The organism is Calditrichota bacterium (assembly GCA_013152715.1).
Taxonomy (GTDB): domain Bacteria; phylum Zhuqueibacterota; class Zhuqueibacteria; order Thermofontimicrobiales; family Thermofontimicrobiaceae; genus 4484-87.
This window is the reverse complement of the sequence record JAADFU010000024.1, coordinates 14,028-34,270: the sequence shown is the minus strand read 5'-3', so window position 1 is coordinate 34,270 and position 20,243 is coordinate 14,028. Positions and strand designations below refer to the sequence as shown.

The 20,243-nt window shown below is 44.9% G+C and carries 16 protein-coding genes; 14 read left to right on the top strand and 2 right to left on the bottom strand.

The features are described 5' to 3' along the window. Window positions 1–546, bottom strand: a 546-nt coding sequence (locus tag GXO74_02320) for a GNAT family N-acetyltransferase (protein ID NOZ60493.1), incomplete at its 3' end; no start/stop codon positions are given. A gap of 127 nt (window positions 547–673) precedes the next feature. After that, on the bottom strand, window positions 674–1,858 hold the full coding sequence (locus tag GXO74_02315; GenBank protein ID NOZ60492.1) for an aminotransferase class I/II-fold pyridoxal phosphate-dependent enzyme: 1,185 nt from the start codon (window positions 1,856–1,858) through the stop codon (window positions 674–676). Window positions 1,859–2,186: 328 nt separating this feature from the next. Here GXO74_02315 and GXO74_02310 point away from each other — a divergent pair, with 328 nt between their 5' ends. The 14 genes from GXO74_02310 (at window position 2,187) to GXO74_02245 (ending at window position 20,216) form a co-directional block, all read left to right on the top strand. Further along, window positions 2,187–3,164: an NAD-dependent epimerase/dehydratase family protein gene (locus tag GXO74_02310; protein ID NOZ60491.1), complete on the top strand. Its 978-nt coding sequence runs from the start codon at window positions 2,187–2,189 to the stop codon at window positions 3,162–3,164. A gap of 23 nt (window positions 3,165–3,187) precedes the next feature. After that, window positions 3,188–3,649, top strand: coding sequence for a hypothetical protein (locus tag GXO74_02305; protein ID NOZ60490.1), 462 nt, complete (start codon window positions 3,188–3,190; stop codon window positions 3,647–3,649). Next, window positions 3,646–3,888: a hypothetical protein gene (locus tag GXO74_02300; protein ID NOZ60489.1), complete on the top strand. Its 243-nt coding sequence runs from the start codon at window positions 3,646–3,648 to the stop codon at window positions 3,886–3,888. Before GXO74_02305 ends, GXO74_02300 begins: the two co-directional genes overlap by 4 nt. A gap of 242 nt (window positions 3,889–4,130) precedes the next feature. After that, window positions 4,131–4,577 (top strand): LysM peptidoglycan-binding domain-containing protein, encoded by a 447-nt coding sequence (locus tag GXO74_02295; protein NOZ60488.1) that lies wholly within the window; start codon window positions 4,131–4,133, stop codon window positions 4,575–4,577. A 422-nt stretch (window positions 4,578–4,999) separates the two neighbouring features. After that, a complete protein-coding gene (locus GXO74_02290) occupies window positions 5,000–6,436 on the top strand; it encodes an FAD-dependent oxidoreductase (protein NOZ60487.1) in 1,437 nt (478 codons plus the stop codon). After that, window positions 6,429–6,917, top strand: coding sequence for a 4Fe-4S ferredoxin (locus tag GXO74_02285; protein ID NOZ60486.1), 489 nt, complete (start codon window positions 6,429–6,431; stop codon window positions 6,915–6,917). The genes GXO74_02290 and GXO74_02285 overlap by 8 nt, the downstream gene beginning before the upstream one ends. A gap of 26 nt (window positions 6,918–6,943) precedes the next feature. After that, window positions 6,944–7,225: a (2Fe-2S)-binding protein gene (locus GXO74_02280; GenBank protein ID NOZ60485.1), complete on the top strand. Its 282-nt coding sequence runs from the start codon at window positions 6,944–6,946 to the stop codon at window positions 7,223–7,225. Beyond that, a complete protein-coding gene (locus GXO74_02275; GenBank protein NOZ60484.1) occupies window positions 7,212–8,345 on the top strand; it encodes an FAD-binding oxidoreductase in 1,134 nt (377 codons plus the stop codon). The genes GXO74_02280 and GXO74_02275 overlap by 14 nt, the downstream gene beginning before the upstream one ends. Window positions 8,346–8,686: 341 nt before the next feature. After that, the gene (locus GXO74_02270) at window positions 8,687–9,451 is read left to right on the top strand and encodes a ParA family protein (protein ID NOZ60483.1); all 765 of its coding nucleotides are present in this window, start codon (window positions 8,687–8,689) and stop codon (window positions 9,449–9,451) included. Continuing rightward, the gene (locus GXO74_02265) at window positions 9,441–10,301 is read left to right on the top strand and encodes a ParB/RepB/Spo0J family partition protein (GenBank protein ID NOZ60482.1); all 861 of its coding nucleotides are present in this window, start codon (window positions 9,441–9,443) and stop codon (window positions 10,299–10,301) included. The genes GXO74_02270 and GXO74_02265 overlap by 11 nt, the downstream gene beginning before the upstream one ends. Before the next feature lie 20 nt (window positions 10,302–10,321). Beyond that, window positions 10,322–11,221: a M23 family metallopeptidase gene (locus GXO74_02260; GenBank protein ID NOZ60481.1), complete on the top strand. Its 900-nt coding sequence runs from the start codon at window positions 10,322–10,324 to the stop codon at window positions 11,219–11,221. A gap of 22 nt (window positions 11,222–11,243) precedes the next feature. After that, the gene (locus GXO74_02255; protein NOZ60480.1) at window positions 11,244–11,654 is read left to right on the top strand and encodes a polymer-forming cytoskeletal protein; all 411 of its coding nucleotides are present in this window, start codon (window positions 11,244–11,246) and stop codon (window positions 11,652–11,654) included. A gap of 954 nt (window positions 11,655–12,608) precedes the next feature. Next, a complete protein-coding gene (locus tag GXO74_02250; GenBank protein ID NOZ60479.1) occupies window positions 12,609–15,518 on the top strand; it encodes a tetratricopeptide repeat protein in 2,910 nt (969 codons plus the stop codon). Between the two features lie 36 nt (window positions 15,519–15,554). Further along, window positions 15,555–20,216, top strand: coding sequence for a tetratricopeptide repeat protein (locus GXO74_02245; protein NOZ60478.1), 4,662 nt, complete (start codon window positions 15,555–15,557; stop codon window positions 20,214–20,216). Window positions 20,217–20,243 lie beyond the last annotated feature (27 nt).

Sequence of the window (20,243 nt, the reverse complement as noted above, 5' to 3'; positions counted from 1 at the left end):
GTTGTTGGCGTCCATGTACCAGGCCCAGAGATCCATGGCTTTCGTGAAACCATATTTTTCAATGAAATCCTGATAATACGGCGGGTTGTGCGCCATCAAGATCACCGGCGGCGTGTCGAAGCCGTCAATGAGCAAGCCGCAGACTTCGTTCTGGGAAAAACTTTCCGGGCCTTTCACCGCGTCAAATTTCTTTTCTTTTGCCCAATTCATGACGTGATCTAACAGCGCCTTTGCTACCGAGTAATCTTCGATCGTTTCAAAAAAACCAAAGAAGCCAACGTTTTCGTTGTGCACTTCATTGTGGCGGTTGTTAATGATGGTGGCGACAGTGCCGACAATTTCTTTGCCGCGGCGCGCCAGATAAAAATCAGCGTCAGAGTGTTCGAAAAAAGGATGTTTGGCTTTGTCCAGCATCTCTTTTTGTTGTGAAATGAGCGGCGGCACCCAGACTGCGTCATTTTTGTAGATTTTCCAGGGGAAAGTAACAAACTGCTTCACATCGCGTTTGCTTTGCACTTTGGTGATTTCAATGTTCTTATTGTTCATGCGCATGCTCCTTTTGGCTGAAAATGAAACACCTGCCCGGGCGTCAAATTTATTGCATGACGCTAATTTCAGACAGGTGTCAAAAGATGTGAGGGAAAAATTTTTGAATAAGAACGCATTTCAGCACTTAAATCAATTGAAATTGTTTTCCTAATTTGTAAAAAATATCAAGCACCTGATCCAACTCTTCTTCGGTGTGCGTTGCCATGTAGCTTGTTCGTAGCAGCGCATTGCCGGGCTCGACGGCCGGGCTGATCACTGGATTGGAAAAAATCCCGTTTTCATAGAGTAATTTCCAGAAACCGAAAGTTTTCATGTCGTCGCCGATGATGATGGGAATGATTGGCGTTTGCGAGTTCCCGGTGTTAAAGCCCATCTCATTGTAAGCCTTGCGCATTTTCTCCGCATTGTAGTGTAGTTTTTCCAGACGTTCCGGTTCCGATTTCAGAATGTCCAGCGCCTTGCTCACTGTAGCGACTGCGGACGGCGGCATACTCGCGGAAAAAATCAGCGCGCGAGCCGTGTGTTTGATGAATTCCACGACCTTCTTTTCTCCGGCGATAAAACCGCCGAGCGAAGCAAAAGATTTGCTGAAAGTTCCCATGACCAGGTCCACGTCGTCTTCCATGTCAAAATACTCGGAAGTTCCTCTGCCGTGTTTGCCCAGCACGCCGCAGGAGTGAGCGTCGTCGATCATCAAGCGCGCGCCGTATTTCTTTTTCAATTTGATCAATTCCGGCAAGTTGACAATGTCACCGCCCATGCTGAAAACGCCGTCGGAGACGATCAGTTTTCCGCCGCTGTGATCGTTGTGCATTTTGAGCAAGCGCTCCAGATCAGCCGCGTCGTTGTGGCGATATTTGTAGTTTTTTCCGAAGGACAGCCGGCAGCCGTCAACAATGCTGGCGTGATTTTCTTTGTCGCCAAAAATGAGATCGCTTTTGCCCACGATGGAAGAAATTGTCCCCTGGTTGGTTTGAAATCCGGTGGAAAAAACCAGCGCGGCTTCTTTGCGCATAAAATCAGCCAATTTGGCTTCTAACTCCTCATGCAAAATGAGAGTCCCGTTCAAAAATCGCGATCCGGTACACCCGGAACCGAATTTCTCCATGGCATCGACAGCGGCTTTTTTGATGCGCGGGTCCTGCGTCAATCCCAGATAATTATTGGATCCGATCATAATGAATTTTTTGCCGTCTATCATTACTGTCGAACCCGCGCCGGATTGAATGGCTTTAAAATAAGGGTAATAACCTTCCGCCTTCGCATCTTCAGCTCGCGAGTCTCTGTAAGCTTTTTCAAATAAATCCAATGGTGGGTTACCTCCGTTTGTCAGAAATATTTAATTATTGTAAAATATAAACATCATTTTTCAAATTGTCAAGTGTAAAATCAAATTGTACAAAAATTGGAATTCTTTTGTTGATTTATTTGTTTTAAATTATTACATTTAAACTAAAGACAAAAAATTGGAATATTGTTTGTTTTGCCTTTGAGAAAGTTGTTATTGATCTGAAGCCTGGCTTGCAGATCACGAGCTAAAGCTCGCGGCAATGAAACTGATTTAGATAATTTTGATTATGCAAATGACGACAGATTTCAAAATAGACAGCGCACAAAAAATTAAATCGAGGACGCCCATGCGCGCATTCGTAACCGGCAGCAACGGATTTATCGGCAGCCACCTGATTGAAAAATTGGTGGAAAAAAAATACGCTGTGAGATGTCTGGTGCGAAAGACGAGCGATTTGCGCTGGATTGAGAATTTGCCGGTGGAATTTGTTTACGGCGACGTCACGCAATCGGAGACGCTGATCCCGGCGGTGAAAGATGTGGATGTCGTTTTTCATTTGGGAGGATTGGTTCGCGCTCTTTCGTGGGATGATTTTTTTCGCGTCAATGCCCTGGGGACGAAAAATTTGCTCGACACCTGTGTGCGCGAAAATGTGAACCTGAAAAGATTCGTCTATGTCTCCAGTCAGGCCGCGGTGGGCCCCAGCTCAGATGGCAGAAAAATTAACGAAAACGACGAGCCCGCTCCCATTTCGCTTTACGGAAAAAGCAAACGAGAGGCGGAAAAATTCGTGTGGGAATATCGGTCGAATTTTCCGGTGACCATTTTGCGGCCGCCGTCGGTTTATGGGCCGCGAGATGACGATATTCTGGAAATTTTCAAATATATTAATTGGGGCGTCAAGCCGCGCGTCGGGAAAAAAGAGCGGCGAATCAGCATCATCTACGTTGACGATTTGGTTCGCGGTATCGTGCGTGCTGCTGAAAATGAACGGGGAGCGAACCAGATTTTTTTTCTCACGGGTGAAGCGTGTGACTGGGCCGAGTTCGAAAATAAAATTGCACAGGCAATGGGCAAAAAATCCATTCAAGTGGTTGTTCCGGAATTCGGAGTGAACGTGGCTGCTTTTTTGGGTGAACTGGCGGCAAAAATCACACGAAAACCGGCGCTGCTGAACAAAGACAAGGCGCGCGAAATGAAGGAGCAATTCTGGCTGGTGGACGGCGCAAAAGCGGAGAAAACGCTCGGCTTCAAACCGGAAATTTCTCTCGAAAAAGGCATCAAACGAACCTATCGCTGGTATTGCGAGCAAGGCTGGCTTTAAATTTGAATTTTTGGAGAAAGCACTTGAAATTTATCGTCGATGCCATGCTGGGCACGCTGGCAAAATGGCTGCGAATTATGGGCTACGACACGCTTTACGAAAAAAATTTTTCCGATGATGATCTGTTTTTCAAAGCGTTTTTGGAAGATCGGATTTTGCTGACGCGTGATCGTGAACTGTCGGAACGTGTCGGCGAAAAACAGAGCCACTTTATCACTGAAGTGAAACTGAAAGATCAATTGCGCCAGCTCATCGCTCGTTTTGAATTGGATGAACACAAAAATTTGCTCAGTCGCTGCGTGCTGTGCAATAGCCCGATTGTGCCTATTACTAAAGAAAAAGTGAAAGACCGCGTGCCGGATTATGTTTTTGAGACAGTGAGTGAATTTTATTTTTGTGAGAATTGCAACAAAATTTACTGGCGCGGCAGTCACGCGGAACAAATTCAGGCATTCCTCTCTGAAATAAAAGGAGAAAAACCATGAGCGGTCGAGACGATGCGCTGCGAGAAGAAAATCGAAAAATGCAATTTTTGCGTCTGATTGTCGACGCCACGGCAGCGCGCTTGCGGCAAGGAGATTTGTCGACCATGGAAGCGCTGGCATTAATTTCCGAGACCAAAAAGGCTGTGCTGCGGCTTTTCCCGGACAAGGAAGAGACCTACGATTTGATTTACAAGTCGCGCTTTGAGCGAATTTTGAAAGAAACAATGGAGTCTAATTGAGTTTTGGGGATTTTTTAGAAGCCTTTCAAAGGTTTGTAACTTTTGGAAGGGTATGAGTTTGGCGGCTTCGAGGCTCGTCTCGTATAGTTACCATTTTTTCAACTTCCGCGACAACGGCAATTTTTAATTCTGCGTAACAAATTAAAATTCCCGAAAAATGGCATTATTTTTGTAATAACCACTGTGAAATTCCCATCTCATTGTCCGCTCTCGCGCAATGTGACCTATTGGAGGTGGCTGCTATGTTTAAGTTTGTGGTGAAGGTTGTGGTGGTGGTGTTGGCTATTCAGGCAGCACTCGGATACCTGAAAAAAGAAGGTATCATCAGCGGAGAAATCAAAATTAATTACACCGCTGTGAAAGAAAAAATCTTCGAGGCAATCCCCAAAGAAAAAATCGCCAAAGAAGTTAAAGGATTGATTTATCAGAAGGTTAAAGAGGGCATTGACTCTCGCGTTGATCAACTTGGCACGGAATTTTCTCAAAAACTCAACGACGTTCAAAAAGATGATTCCGAGCAAAAGATGCTGATTCACGTCATTTCCGACGGCGAAACGCTGCGGGAATTGTCGGAGAAATATGGCGTTTCCGACAAGGTCATCAAGAAAATCAACAAAATTCACGGCGACAGAGATCTCACTGTAGGCCGGGAATTGTTGATTCCGTTTGTTGCTCGCAGCGTGACCTGAGATGCAGTTTGAAATTTCAAGCTGAAAGGACGCCTGGCTAATTCGCAATTTGGTTTTGCCACATTCCACTCAAATGAATAGTAGAACATGGTTGCCATTATTGGACGCGAGAAAATTGTTTTCATCCTCAGAAAATTCCTCTCTCAAAATTGAAGCGGTGTGATTTGACGCCGCTTTTTGCTTGTCAGCAACCCCAATTTCAGGAAGCACAAAATCCGCTTATTTGAATTTTCATGCGCACGAGAGTCAAATTTATCAACAAATTATTCAATATTTTTTCTTGTAAATAGAAAAGATTTTTATTATATTGTGGAATAAAATTAGGCAAAATTTAGTTCCGCTTTGCAAAAATAACTTTACCTGAGAGAAATTTAAAATAATCGTAGCCCAGGGCAAATGAGATTAGAGGCGGAGAACGGAGCATGAGGATAATAGATCACCCGATTCTTGAATTTCCGGAGAGTCGGAAAGAGATTTCTTTTACTTTTGACGGAAAAAAAATTGCCGCCCTTGAGGGAGATACGATTGCAGCGGCGCTGCACGCCGCCGGGATTCGCGTGTTGTCGCACAGCCTGAAGCAGCACCGTCCTCGAGGGTTTTTTTGTGCCATTGGCAAATGTTCGTCCTGCGAGATGGAAGTGGACGGAGTGCCTAATGTTAAAACCTGCCTCGAACCGGTGCGCGACGGCATGGTCGTGAAAAGTCAGACGGGTTGGGGCGAATTTCCGAAAGTGGAAAAGAGGCATTCTTACGTCCGCGGTGAAATTCCTCAAAGAGAAATCGACGTTGCCATCGTTGGCGCGGGCCCCGCCGGATTGTCCGCTGCCATTGAGGCGGCAAAATTAGGCGCTTCGGTACTGCTGATGGATGAAAATTTTCAAATCGGGGGTCAACTCATCAAGCAGACGCACATGTTTTTTGGTTCCAAAGAACACCATGCCCGTGTCCGGGGAATCGACATCGCGAAAAAATTGCTCGACGAGTGTGAAAAACTGGACATTGAAATTTTTACGGAATGTTCCGTCATCGGCTATTTTCACCCGCACCAATTGGCGGCGGTGCACAAAAACAGATTAATCAAAATTAACGCCAAAAAGGTGATTGTCGCTTGCGGCGCGTCGGAAAATATGCTTTCGTTTGCGGGAAACGATTTGCCCGGAGTTTACGGCGCCGGCGGAATTCAGACGCTGATGAACGTTTTTGGTGTGTTGCCGGCGAAAAGAGTGCTCATGGTCGGCGCGGGAAATATCGGCGTGATTGTGAGTTACCAACTGTTGCAGGCAGGAGTGGACGTCGTCGCGGTCGTGGAGGCGCTGCCAAAAATCGGCGCTTATCAAGTGCATGCCTCTAAACTTGTGCGCTGCGGCGTGCCGATTTTGACGTCGCACACCATCAAGCGCGCCTACGGGGAAGAAAAAGTTGCAGGCGCGACAATTGTAAAGTTGAATGAAAAGTGGGAGGAAATTCCCGGCACCGAGCAGGATGTGGACGTAGATGCTGTGTGTCTGGCTGTGGGGCTGAATCCGGCTTCGGAACTATTTTTTCAGGCGAAGTGTCGCATGTTGTACATTCCGGAATTGGGCGGAAATGTTGTCTGGCACAACGAAGACATGGAAACTTCTGTTAAAGGCGTTTTTGTTGCCGGAGATGTGGCTGGCATCGAAGAGGCCTCTTCGGCGATGCTGGAAGGTAGAATGGCGGGATTGGCGGCAGCGGAGTCGCTTTTTGGTTCATCCGCGGAAATCGTCCGGAAGAAAAATCGGGTGAGGAAAGGCTTGCGCGCGTTGCGAACGGGACCTTTCGGAGAAAAGGCTCGCCAGGGAGAACGCAAAATGAAGGAGGCGGCTGCCCATGAGTGAATTTTTGAAGACCGGAATTTTAGGAATCGGAGACATTGAAATACCTCCCGCAACGCGTCGTCAAAAAGGCAGAGTGGTAATGATTGAGTGCGTGCAGCGAATTCCCTGTAATCCGTGTACTGAAGTTTGTCCCCAGGGTGCAATCACCATCGAGGGCGACATTACCAACGTGCCTCACGTTGATTTTGACAAATGCAATGGCTGCGGAATTTGCATCGCGAATTGTCCGGGGTTGGCAATTTTTGCCGTAGATGAAAGTCTGGGCGACGACGTTGCTGAAGTGGGTTTGCCTTATGAATTCAGACCTCTGCCAGAAAAAGGAGAAATTGTGGAATTGATTGACCGTGCCGGAGGAAAAATCGGCGTCGGAAAAGTGAAGCGCGCGCTGAGTCCGAAAAGTTTTGACAAAACGGCAGTCGTTTATTTGATGGTTCCGAAAAAACTTTCGCTGGAAGTACGATTTTTTAAAAGGACGAATTGACAGGTCAGAATTTTTGAGGTCGAATTATGATTACAGATGACACCATAATTTGTCGCTGCGAAGATATTACGTACAAAGAAATTGTCGATGCGATCGATATGGGCATCGCCACGGTGGCGGAAATCAAAAAAACGCTGCGCGCGGGAATGGGTCCCTGTCAGGGGCGCACATGCGGCAGATTGATTGCGCAGATCATTTCGCGTCGCACGGGGAAACCCCTGGCTGCGGTTTGGGAGCCAAGTTTCCGACCGCCGCTGAAAACGGTGCCTTTGAAAATTTTAGCGGGAGTTGACGATGACCAGTTCTGAGTTCGATGTGATTGTTGTCGGAGGAGGCATTATTGGGACTGCAACCGGCTATTATCTGGCAAAGTCAGGCAAAAAAGTTTTATTATTAGAAAAAAAATATTTGGGCGCCGGATCGACAGGCCGCTGCATCGGCGGCATTAGAGCGCAGTTTTCCACGGAAACGACGATCCGCGTGGCAATGGAAAGCGTCCGACTTTTCCAAGGGATGGAAAAAGAATTTGGCTTTTCCGTAGCATGGGCGCCTTCGGGATATCTGTTTCTGGCATTCAGCGAAGCGCAGAGAAATGGTTTTTTTAGTGTGATGAAAATTCAGCACCAAATGGGACTGAACGTTCAATTTTTGGAACCCGGGGAAATCAAGAAAAAATTTCCTTTTGTGAATGTGGACGATTGTGTCGGCGGCACCTGGTGTGATTCGGACGGTCAGGCAGATCCGTTTTTTGTGCTCAAAGGGTACATGTTGGGCATCAGGAAATTTGGCGGGAAAATATTGACTGGGGAAGAAGTTGTGACAATTGATCAGCGCATGGGAAAGTTTGCCGTAACAACGCGTTCGGGAAAAACTTTTTGGGCGGAACAGATTTTGAACGCCGCAGGCCCGGATGCCTACGACGTGGGTCAGATGGTTGGTTTGGATTTACCGGTTGCGCCGGAGCGGCACGAGGCGCTGATTACCGAAGGCGTGGAATATGTGGGCATTCCCATGATTGTGGATTATCGTAAAGACGGCTGCTATTTTCAGCAAAGATTGACCGGGCAAATTATTGGCTGTTATACGCCAGAGACGCGCGTTCCCGGTAAAAATGTGGACGCTACTTTTGAGTTTCTCACAGAAATGTCGCGTCGCATGTTGCGGGTGATTCCGGCGTTGGAACCGGTGACGGCGCTGCGGCAGTGGGCCGGCTCATACTCGATGACGCCGGACGGCACTCCGATTGTCGATGAGACCAGCGAGCCCAATTTTTTTGTCGCCGTCGGCATGAGCGGCCATGGTTTTATGTTAGGGCCGGCGCTGGGAAAAAATTTGTCATATTTCATGGTTCACCGCGAGTGGGAACACGACATGGCGGAGTTCTCTTTTTCCAGAGATTTTGGCAGCAAAGCGGAAGCGATGAAATAGATTTTTAAACTCGAAGCGTATCCCAACTTCACACATAATTTTGTTCCTGCATTACAGACAAATTGAAGAGATATTTTTTTCGATACAATTTCGCCTGAAAATCAGCGACGACTGTTTTGCTTCGGATATTTCATATTTGATTTTGCGACGAGTGTCGTTGAAGGAGGGCGATTTTTTTCGCCATATTGCGTCGTGAATTTCACCGCATAAATTTTGTCTTGGGAAAATGAACTTATGATTTTCTAATAAGTTTAAAAAAAAGCCCCAACAATTTTTTAGCTTGATTTTATTAAAATAATACAGTATATTTTTAGCTATACCCGGAATAGTTGGAGGAAGGAATGGGGAAAATTATTTCCATTGCCAACCAAAAAGGCGGTGTGGGAAAGACGACAACGGCTGTAAATCTTTCTGCGTGTTTGGCGGTAGCCGAATACCCGGTTTTATTGATTGACATTGACCCTCAAGCGAATTCGACAAGCGGCCTTGGATTCGATTCAAAGAAAATAGAAACAAGTATTTACAATGTACTAATTAAGGGCGAAAATCTCACTGACGCGATCATAAAAACAGACCTTGAATATTTAGACTTATTGCCTTCAAATCAAGATCTGGTGGGTGCGGAAATCGAATTGGTTCCCAGCATGTCTCGCGAAAAAGTTTTAGCGGGAATTTTACCCAAAATCAAAGATAAATACAAGTATATTTTTATTGATTGTCCGCCGTCCCTGGGGTTGCTCACTTTGAACGCGATGACTGCTTCAGATTCTGTGTTGATTCCGATTCAGTGCGAATATTACGCATTGGAAGGACTGAGTCAGCTTTTAAATACGGTGCGGCTTGTGCAGAAACACTTGAATAAAAAGTTGGAGATTGAAGGGGTGCTGTTGACGATGTTCGACGCGCGGCTAAATTTATCCAACCAGGTGGCAGACGATGTGCGGCGTTTTTTTGACAAAAAAGTTTTTAATACGGTGATCAACCGCAATGTACGAATTAGCGAGGCGCCGAGTTTTGGCAAGCCGATTATTTTGTACGACGCGGTATCGACCGGCGCGGAAAATTATATGAGTTTAGCAGAGGAATTAATAAAGAATGGCCAATAAACGGCTGGGAAAGGGCCTCAGAGCGTTAATTCCCGACGTTCCTCCGGAAGATACGACGGCGCGCGTAAACTCGATTCAAGAAATTGAAGTCCGAAAAATCCGACCCAATCCATTCCAACCTCGCGGAAATTTTGATGAAGTCGCGTTGTCCGAATTGAGAAATTCGATTGCCGAAAAAGGAATTATTCAACCGATTACCGTCCGGCGGAAGGATGACGGTTATGAGTTGATTTCCGGCGAGCGGCGATTGCGTGCAGTGAGTCAGTTGGAAGTGGAGCGAATTCCGGCGTACGTACTCGAGGTGGAATCTGACGAAGAAATGCTGGAACTCTCGCTGATCGAAAACATTCAGCGCGAAGATCTCAATCCGATAGACGTCGCCAGAGCGTATCAAACTCTTTTGACGCAATGCAACTTAACCCAGGAACAAGTTTCTCGGCGTGTGGGAAAAGAACGCTCCACTGTGGCGAATTTTTTGCGTCTGCTAAAATTGCCCGAACCCATACAGCAAAGTCTGGTTCGCGGAGAAATAAACATGGGACATGGCCGCGCCCTGCTTGCTATCGAAGATAAAACTTTGCAGATGGGGATCTGGGAGAAGGCTGTCAAAAACAAATTATCCGTTCGCGAAGTCGAAAGGTTGACGAAAAAGTCAATCCGGTCTGAGAAAAAAACAACGTCCGAAGATCAGGAAAAAAATAAACCTTATTTTATCGTTGAGGCCGAGGATCGACTCCGTTCGTCTCTGAGCACGCAAGTTCGCATTAAACACGGCAAAAAAGGCGGCCGTATTGAAATAGAATATTATTCCGACGATGAGTTGGAACGAATTTTGGAAATGTTTGAATAAAATAAGATAGATTTGCTATTATGACGAAAAAGGGAAAACAGCCCAAACAGGTATTGTCTATTCTGGTCATTCCGGACGACTATTCCGACCCGAAAAATTTTCGCATCAAAATGCGCACGCTTCACATTTTGTATGTGGTGGCGGTTTTGTTGACCATTCATATTGTTGTGGGCTTTGTGTTTTATTTTAAGTATTATCATACAAAACATTTAAAAGACAAGTTGACGATTGAAAACTACAACCTGGCTGAAGAAAACAAGCAGGTCAAAAAGCTGTATGACGAAGTGCAAGGTATGAAGCAGTTTTTCTCTAAATTTCGTTCGGCGCTTGGCGTGGACAAAAAGTTTGACGTCAGCGAGAAGGGAAATGAAAAATTGCTTGCGGATATTCAAAGTTCCTGGAATCAATTTCCAATGGCTTTTGGCGGAGAAGGCCCGGGGAATAAAGATATGCGTATGCAGGAGAGTGACCTGGATTTTTTCCTGACGCGATCAGAGAGCCATTATCATCAATTTGCCGATCGCGTTCCTACCTATCTCCCGGTGGAAGGTTTTTTGACGACGGATTTTCGCAGGAATGATTGGTATCGGCCGGATCACAATGGAATTGACATTGCGACGAGCCGCGGAACGGAAGTTCGCGCTTCTGCCGACGGAATTGTGCTCTTCGCCAACTGGACGGACGATTTGGGAAACTTAATAATAATTAATCATCTGAATGGATTTCAAACGGTTTATGGCCATAATCAAGTTTTATTGAAAAAAGAAGGAAATTATGTAAAAAAAGGAGAGGCCATTGCGTTACTGGGGAGTTCGGGCAGAAGCACCGCTCCGCATTTGCATTTTGAAATTTGGAAAGATGGCTTCCCAGTGGATCCGAAAAAATATTTACTCGCATTTCAAAGTAAAGACATCGAATGATAAAAAAAATGAGGGTTTGCGCATGTTGGGAAAAAAAGAAGAAGGCGAAGTCGTTCGGCCGGGCGATTTAAATACCATTATCGGAAAAGGCTCTGTGCTTGAGGGCACGCTGAAAGTAGAAAGCGGCATTCGAATTGACGGCAAGGTCAAGGGCAATATTTCGACAAAAGAGTCTCTTTTCATTGGCACACAAGGTGAAATTGAGGGCGAAATTACGGCGAAAAATGCCATCATCGGCGGCAAAGTCGACGGGAAAATTAATGCGACCGGCAAAATCGTACTTGAGTCGCGGGCGACTTTTCACGGAGAAATGAAAGCGTCCAGGCTGATTATTGACGATGGCGCTATTTTTGACGGACAATGCACCATGAAAGACGGCGCAAAAATTTCCTCGCCGCCCAAAACCGAGGGCCCGAAAACAGGCATGAAATAGGCCATTTTGCGACCGAGCAAAAAAAATGTTTTATCCGGAAGCCTCTCTCGGAATGATTTGAATTCTGAGATGAGGCTTTTTCATTTTTGAACGATTTTCTGAACGCAAGCGCTACTGACCTGATTTTGACCATCTGCTTTTTGCTATTCAGCCTCGAAGCCGCCAAGGTTGAATTATTTAGTAAAGAATAATTTTTTAGAACCACTTTGAATAAAAATGTGTTTTGAACAAGCTCCCAGGTTCATTCAGAGGTTGCACTCAGTCAATTTGACCAAAACAAATGCGTGATGATTGTTTGAATTCGAGAATCATATCGTTTAAAAAGTTGGAGTTTTCGAGCCTTTGTGCCTGAACAGTTACCAAAAAACTAAAATAAAAACGTAATTTCTTGAAATTTATGCAAATTTTTGAGTCTTGATGCGAAAGATTTGCAATATTTCTTCGCCAGCAAATTCTGTAATTTGCTAACTATTTAAAATTTAAGAAACTATTTAAAATTGTCCGTCAGTGAAACAATGATTCAAATAATGACAATAAATCAGATCTGCGCCGAATTTCAAAAAAGTATTTAGCTTTTGTAAACCAAAAGGAAACACATTTGTTAGGGGCTATCTCTTAAATATTCAAACTGATAAGCGAGGCGCTATTACTAACAGTCCAATTTTAAAGACAATAATATCGAATATTTATTTATGCTTGGTGATGCTAAATAATGGCATTAAAATTGCAAGGAGTTGTTGGAATAAACTGAAACTGTTGTGGGGGAATTGATCAATCCCATGGCATCGATATGATTTTTCAACTTTGCTGAGACAGCAAGAGCGCTTGCGATTGATCTGCATGTTTGACGTCGGTTTCCATTCGGGGGCGCGATGACCGACAGTGATACCAGCCGAACACGTAAATTTATCAACACAGACAATCATCAAGATAAATCATCTGAGGTATTCCATCATGGCAAAAAGATCGGCAGCGAGGAAGGCTTTTTTCATCTTTTTTCTTTTCTCTCTTTTGCTTGCCTTTGACCCTATCAGCCTGGGTGCCAAATCTGAAACAAAAAATAACGAAGATCAACTGAGCGTTGATTTTGAAACTCGATTAAGATTTTATCTCGATCTGAAAACGAGGCGTTTTCTGGAGCGGATGTCTCTGAAAGAGCAGATGCTCACTCAGATGATCAGAAGTGTCGCTCATGAAATTCAATCGCGCGGTTCCGGCCAGTTGACGGAACAGCTTTTAGGGATGGACAAGATTCATGAAAAAGAAGATAAGTTAGTTGCCGCATACCGCAACGAGATTTCGCTCATGGAGAAAATAATAATTCAGGTGGACAGTCTGAGCCAGGTTGTTCAGCGAAAGGATGATTGGAAGCTGCTGCGCGAGGTGGAGCAAATTAAGGATCAATTGTCAGATGCGCTGGACAAAAGTAAATTGCAGTCAGGGGTTGTTTCCGGCGCTGACATGTCGCTGATGATTCATGAGTATTCCGGAGAGATAAATCGCTTGCTTCGGTTGTTTGAACAAATCGAAGCTTTTCAAAAGAGAGCTGCGGCGCGCGGGGATGAAAATCTGGTTCAGGAATTGGATCGTCAAAAAGCGAGAATTTTACAGATCGTGGAAAAAAGCCGTATTGCCAACACCGAACCGGACCAAATTGTAGAAGAGTATATCAAAGAAAGCACCGATATCGTGGGGATTTTGAGGGAACTCGATCAACTTCAGGCGGGTGCGGCTCCGGACAGCGCGGCGGAGTCTACCATTGACCAGACGCGTGGCAGAATCATGAGTTCGATCGATGGTCGAATTCTGGCGCTGTTTGACTATGCTCAAGCGATGCCCTCCAAAAAACTCACTGTTTCTGAGCGTTTCATGCAGTGGAAGGCAGCGCGTGTGGCGCAGTTTCAGGTGAATTTCACACGTTACAAAATATTACATACGAAACTCATTCGATTAGCCACGCCTCAGCAGCGGGATCGGATGTTGGAAAGCGAAATCAGCGATGCGCTCTTGACTTATGCGGACGGGAAGTACGAGCTCGCCGCGATGATATTTGACCGCATCCTGACTGATTACCAGGAATACTATCCTAATCTGGACGGAGTAATTTTTTATCGAAGCGAAGCCAATTTTGCCAATAATTATTACGATGAAGCGCAAAAGGGTTATCTCGACATCGTGAAAAATTATCCCCACTCAAAATTTTTGGGGCAATGTTATCTGCGTCTGTTGGCGATAAATTATACTTATCAGTTGGATGATGAATTTTTCAAATATTATGCTAAACTTGAAAATTTTAACAATCTCGATCCGGAAGATGTGAATAAGGCGCATTATTTGGCGGCTGATATTTACATTCGTCGTCAACAATATGATAAAGCTCGCATAGCTCTGGCAAAAATCAGCAAGGGCTCAAGATATTATCTTGTGGCGCAATATTTGCAAGGGACTGTGTTTGCTAATCTTAATGAGTATAAACAAGCCAAAAAAACGTTTGAAAATGTTGTGCACCAGAAAATTTTTCCCTGGACAGACTTGAATAACGCCATTATTCGCAACGAGGCGCTGCTAAAATTAGGGTATTTGCATTTTCAATTGGGCGAATATGACGCTGCGCTGGCTAATTTTTCACAAATTTCTGCCGGATATGATGAATATGACAAAAGTTTGATCGGCCAGGCTTGGGCAAATTTGAAGAAAGGTAAATACAACACGGTCATCAATAAGGTGGACGCGATTTTTTCTAATTATTTGATGACCAATTATATTTATGAAGCCAAAGTGCTGGCGGCGCACTGCAAGCGCGCGCAAAACAAAACCCAGGAAGCGCTGTCTGATTTACGGTATGTCGCGAACGCGCGTCGGGTGCTCAACAGAGTCGAGGAATACAACAAAGAGCGCAGCAAATTGCTCAAGCAGTTGGATCAGGTGGATGCGCTGGAAGAAAAAATTTTAGACCACCAAAATCGGACGCTCTACCCTAAATTGGTGCGCGCCAGAAATTTAATAAACGAAGCGTTATCATCTTTTCGTTATCGGACTGCGACGAGTAGTCTGGCGGTGGAAGAATACTCCAATGAACGAAAAATTTTAGTTAAGCAAATTGCTGAATTTGATCGCATTATTGACTATGCCCGCCAGGAGCAAAATAAAAAAATGCTTGCTAATGCAGTGAAGCAAAGAAATCGACTGGTTTCGGTGCTTCAACGGTATCAATTCTCCAGACCGACAACGCCCGTGAGCTATTTTTTGGATTACCCCATGGCAACGAAAGAGGCTGGTGTAGTCTATCGCCGCGGCATTTTTAACAAACTCGTCGGAAATATGGCGGAAGAAAAACAACAACTCGGGAAAGATCTGCAAGCGATCTCTGAGTTAAGTCTCAGAATGTCGGGCGAAGATATCGACGTGGCGGTGGATCTGGAAGTGTTGCAAGATGACCTGGTCGATTTAAACAAACAACTCAATCGATTTGAGATTTGGCTGCGCAACCACCGCGTGGAAGAGGTAGAGACGCAGACGATTCAATGGGCAAATTTTTCTGGCTTTGGCATCAGCGATATTAATTTTAGTCTTTTTCGGGAAAAAAATCAGCAAATTATGGCCTTGTCGCGCAACTTGACTAAAATAGAGACTATCTTGCAGGAAAAGAAAGATAAGCTTGAACAACGGATTACCAGATTTGACACGGAGATGCGCAAAATTCAAAAAGAGATGGAGGCCGAAAAGATTCGGCTGGAAAAGTTGGAGAAAGAGAAGTATTTTCAGGAACTCTATTTTGACACCAAAACTCGGGAGGTTGAGGAAGGGAGCGAAAACCTGGAGAGTTTGCAGCGACAATTGAAGCAAGGAGGGGGGAACAAATAGTCGCCTGGATTTGAGATCACGGGACAGGAATTTGTTATGAAAAATTATATTAATTTGTTGGCCTTAGCGGCAGTATTATTATTATCTCATGTCTGTTTTGGGCAGCAGCAAAATCCGATTAATATTCGCCAGAAAGTGAAAATCGATTCCCTTCTTGATACTTATTCCATTGAAGAGATTCTTCAATTTCGCGCTTTTTACCAGAGAAAGATTGCTGACGCCGAGAAAGAGAAGAACACTATTCGGGAAAAAGGCATCGAAGATGCGAAAAAGTTTATCGCCGACAATCCTAAGAGCAAAATTCTGGACAAAGTACTCATGCGTCTGGCTGAACTTTACTACGAAAAAGCCAATGACCTGTACGTGAAACAACTTCAGGAGTACGACGATCAGGTTAGCGTTTACGACAGTCTCGGAATTGATAAAAAAATTGAGGAGCCAAAGCTCGATTATTCTGGCTCATTGTCGATTTACGAGCGAATCATTCGCGATTTTCCGTTTAGCAATTTGGTGGATGATGCCTATTACAATAAAGGCTATATTTTGGAAGAAGTCGGCGAATTGGATTCGGCGCTTCAGGTTTATCATACAATCGTAGAAAAATTTCCGGATAGCCGTTACGCGCCGGAATCGTTGATGCGGATCGCCGAGTATCATTTCAATCCTCCGCGCAACGAAATTGACACGGCGATTGTTTATTACAAGAAAATTCTTACGTATGAAGACAGTCCCAAATACAATCAGGCGCTCTATCGGCTCGGTTGGTGTTATTATCGCTTAAGTGACTTTCCGCAGTCCGTATCATATTTCACGTTGCTCATTGAAGACGTGGAGCGCACCAAAAAGCTCGGCGTGAATAGCCAAATTTCCAATCCAGATCTGCGCGATGAAGCCGTTGAGTACATTGGGCTCAGTTTTCTCGATTCCGGTGAAAACGGCCTATCGGGCGCTGTCGCTTACATTGACAGCATGGGCAAACCCGCTTTCGGGATCGGAATTTTGCAGAAAATGGGCGACGTTTACATGAATGACAAAGAAGAGTATCCAAAAGCCATTGCCGCTTATTCAAAATTGCTGAAGCTTTATCCGCAAGCGGAAATAGCGCCGCATATTCATGAAAATATTGTTGATTGTTATCGTCTGCTCGGCGACAACCGTCTGACTTACTTGTCGCGCGATCAACTATTCAATTTGTATAAACCGGGCAGCTCCTGGTGGGCGCGACAGAAAAATGAAAAGGCGAAAGAGCGCGCCTACCAGGCAACGGAACGCGCGCTGCGAGACAACATCAGTCTTCTCTTTACGCAAGCGGAGGAAGCCGGCGACGAGGGTTTGTATCTGGCGGCGGTGAATGATTGTCGGAAGTATTTAAAAAATTTCCCGACTGATAGCAATTCGGCGCGCATTCATTGGAACATGGCGCTGACGTTGGACACCAAACTTAAGCAAAGTGATGAGGCATTTGAAGAATACATGAAAATTTGTGATTTGTATTGGGATTCAAATTATCAGCGTTACGCCGCCGAAAACGCAATCGCTCTGGGAAGAGACGCCGTGGAATTGGACACAACGCGGAAAGAAATCCAGTTTGATGGCCGCGATCAACTCAACGTCAAAGAGATCAAGGGGAATGTGCTCGCGGAGTTTCATTACAATCGTATCCAATTGACGCCCAGCGAGAAAAAGCTAATTCGCGCTTATAATAATTATATTAAACTCTATCCCCACGAGAAAGAAACGGTTAAAATATTGAACAACGCAGGGGCGCTTTTTTTCAATAATAATATGTTCGCCGAAGCGCTCAAATATTTCAATACCATTGTGAAGCATTTTCCCAATAACGAAAAAATTTATGATATTAAATATCAAATTCTGGAAAGCTATTTTGGCAAGGGCGATTATCGCAGTGCGGAAATAGTCGCCCGCAAGATAAAAAACGATGGTTCGGCGCCGCCGGCGTTGGTGGAAAAGGCGAAGCGGAGATTAGCTGAGTCGATTTTCCTTTCGGCAAAGGTTTTCGCCGCGGCGGACGACCATTTGCAGGCGGGCAATGAATTTTTGCGCATGGCGCAGGAAGTCCCGGACGCGCCGTTCGTGGATTTGAGTTTGTTCAACGCTGCTGTGGAATACGACAAAGCTCGCGAATATGGCCGCGCTGTGGAAACGTATAATTTTCTTGTTGAAACTCGAGAAGATTCTAAATATTTGCTGGATGCGATGAACAATCTGGCCATTGATTACGGCGAAATTCACGAATTCAAAAACGCGGCGCTGACTTATGAACGCCTGGCGCGCGTCGCGAAAGATTCTTTGCAAATTCACGACGCGCTGTTTAATTCCAGTCTGTTTTTTGTCAAAGCAACGGATTGGGAAAATGCTATTCGCATCAATAGCGAGTTTGTTGATAAATTTCCGAATTCCGAAGACGCCGACGATCTGTTTTTTGACATTGCTAATTATTATTTGAAATTAGACAAATTTGCAGAAGCAAATAAAATCTACGGCGAATACGTGGAAAAATTTCCCACGTCGCCGCGCGTGGTGGAGAGTTTTTATCGTCGTGGTCGCTATTATGAGGATAAAAAGGAAATCGACAACGCACTGGCGGAATATGGGAAAGCCGTGGACAAAAACGCAGAATTTCAAAAAGCAAAGCTTGAGCCCAACGACTATTTTGCAGCGGAAGCGTTGTCTCGCGCTACGAAAATCAAATTTAACGAATTCCGCAAAATTGAATTTGAACTGCCCCAGGCAAATATGGAAAAGAGCCGCTTGAAAAAGCGGGATTTGCTGATTGAGATTGTTGACGGATTTACCAAGACGGCGTCGTACGGCACGGTTCATTTGTACGAATCGACTTACGATATCGGGAAGGCTTATGAGGAATTTGCCGATACCTGGGTGCGGCAAGAAATTCCCCCTATGAGCGTGACGCAGTTGGCGGTGACGAAAAAACAAATTAACGAAGCCGCGGTCGAACTTTATCAACGCGCGGAAAAATCGTACAAGCAGTCCATAAAAATCTTGCGGCGTCTGGCGGACAAATATGAAAAATCTCTGCTAACGAGCGATACGTCGCAAGTAAAATCTGATATTTCAAAAAAATATGTGCAAAACGACAGCACGTTGTACATTGCGCGGCGCTGGATTGATCGTTGCGAAGAGCAGCTTTCCAAGGTGGTTTACGACATGGCGGAATTGCATCTGGCGACAATTCAGGATTTGCTGCACGCTCCCATTCCGCAGAGCCTGAGTCAAGTCGAGCGCATGGAATATAATCGACAGGTGTTGGAGCGCGCTGTTGAGCCATTAGTGCGCGCCGCTGTGGAAGAGCATATCCGAAATATTCAGGAAGCGTGGGATTTGGGCATTGAGAATCGTTGGGTCAAATCGTCACGGTTGAAGGCGATCCAGACGAACAATTTGATGGCGGACGAATACAGAAAACTGGCATTCATGGCGCTGGATCTGCATGGCAGGAATATTCCGGTTGTCAAAAAATTGGCGTCAGAGGGCGGAACCACGCAGAATGGTTTCGATTTGATCGGGCTGTCCGATCAACAGGCAGGTTTGCTGGATTTCTCCAAAGAGTTCATGTTGCGGGCCGTGGATTATTATCGTCAGACATTAGACATTGTCAACGAAATTAAGATCCATGATCCGTCGGCGCTGCTCACCGAAGAAAATATTTTGAAGCAGGTTTATTTGTTTGCTTTGCGAAGTGATTCGCTGGCGAAAATTGATTATTCAAATAAAAAGTTTTACGAAAAATTATCACGGGAAAAGAAAGAATCTAAATTTGAAGATGCGCTGTTCACATTTGAGGATAATTATTTTTCACTGAAGGAAAATGCAGTCAACGTGTTGAAAACGACGCGCAAATTAGCGGTAAAATTAGGAATCAAAAATCGCTGGCTGCCCCGGGTAGAATTGGCATTGGTAAGCTTGAGGCCTGATGAATTCAAAGATTTATTAGGGCTTGCCGTGGATAGCCGCGTTGAATATTCAGATTCAAGCTGGCTGGCATTTCCGAGTTATGTCGACGATTGGCTTGACCCTGATTTTAGCGAACAAGAATGGCAGGCGTCAGAAATTGTTTCTGGCGAAGAAAACAAGGCTCACAACATTTGGTTGACCAAATTGGACACGGTCGGATTTTCTTTTGACACGACTGAAGCGCCTTACGGCGATTCGCTGACGTTTGCGCTGGCTGGCGACTCCAGCGTTTTGAATTTATCGTTTCCTGATTCGCTGTTTTCAGATTCGACTTTTTATCAAAATAAAATAAAGATCGATGTCAAGAAAACGCCGAAGCTGAAACGAGTCAGTTGCGAGCGCGTCTATTTTCGGAAACATTTTTCCATTGTCGGCCTGCCTGTCGCGGTGGAAATTGAGATGAAAGTGGACGATTCATTCAATCTCTTTGTCAACGGCGAATATATTGCCGGCGTCATTCGTCAGGATAGCTCCGCTTTTAGCCAGGGACATTATATTTTGAGCGACGGCTTGAAATCTGGAGACAACGTGCTGGCGGTGGAAGGCATCGATTCGGATCGCACCGCTCAGGGAATGACTGCGACCATGGCGATCAAATCTTTGCCTGATTGGGATAAAAAAAGGCAGCGGATTTTATTTGAAACGAGCAATAAAAAAATCAAAGAAAATTTGAGCATGGATAAATATATTATTCTGTATTAAAAATAAATTGAGGCTAATCAGTAAGCA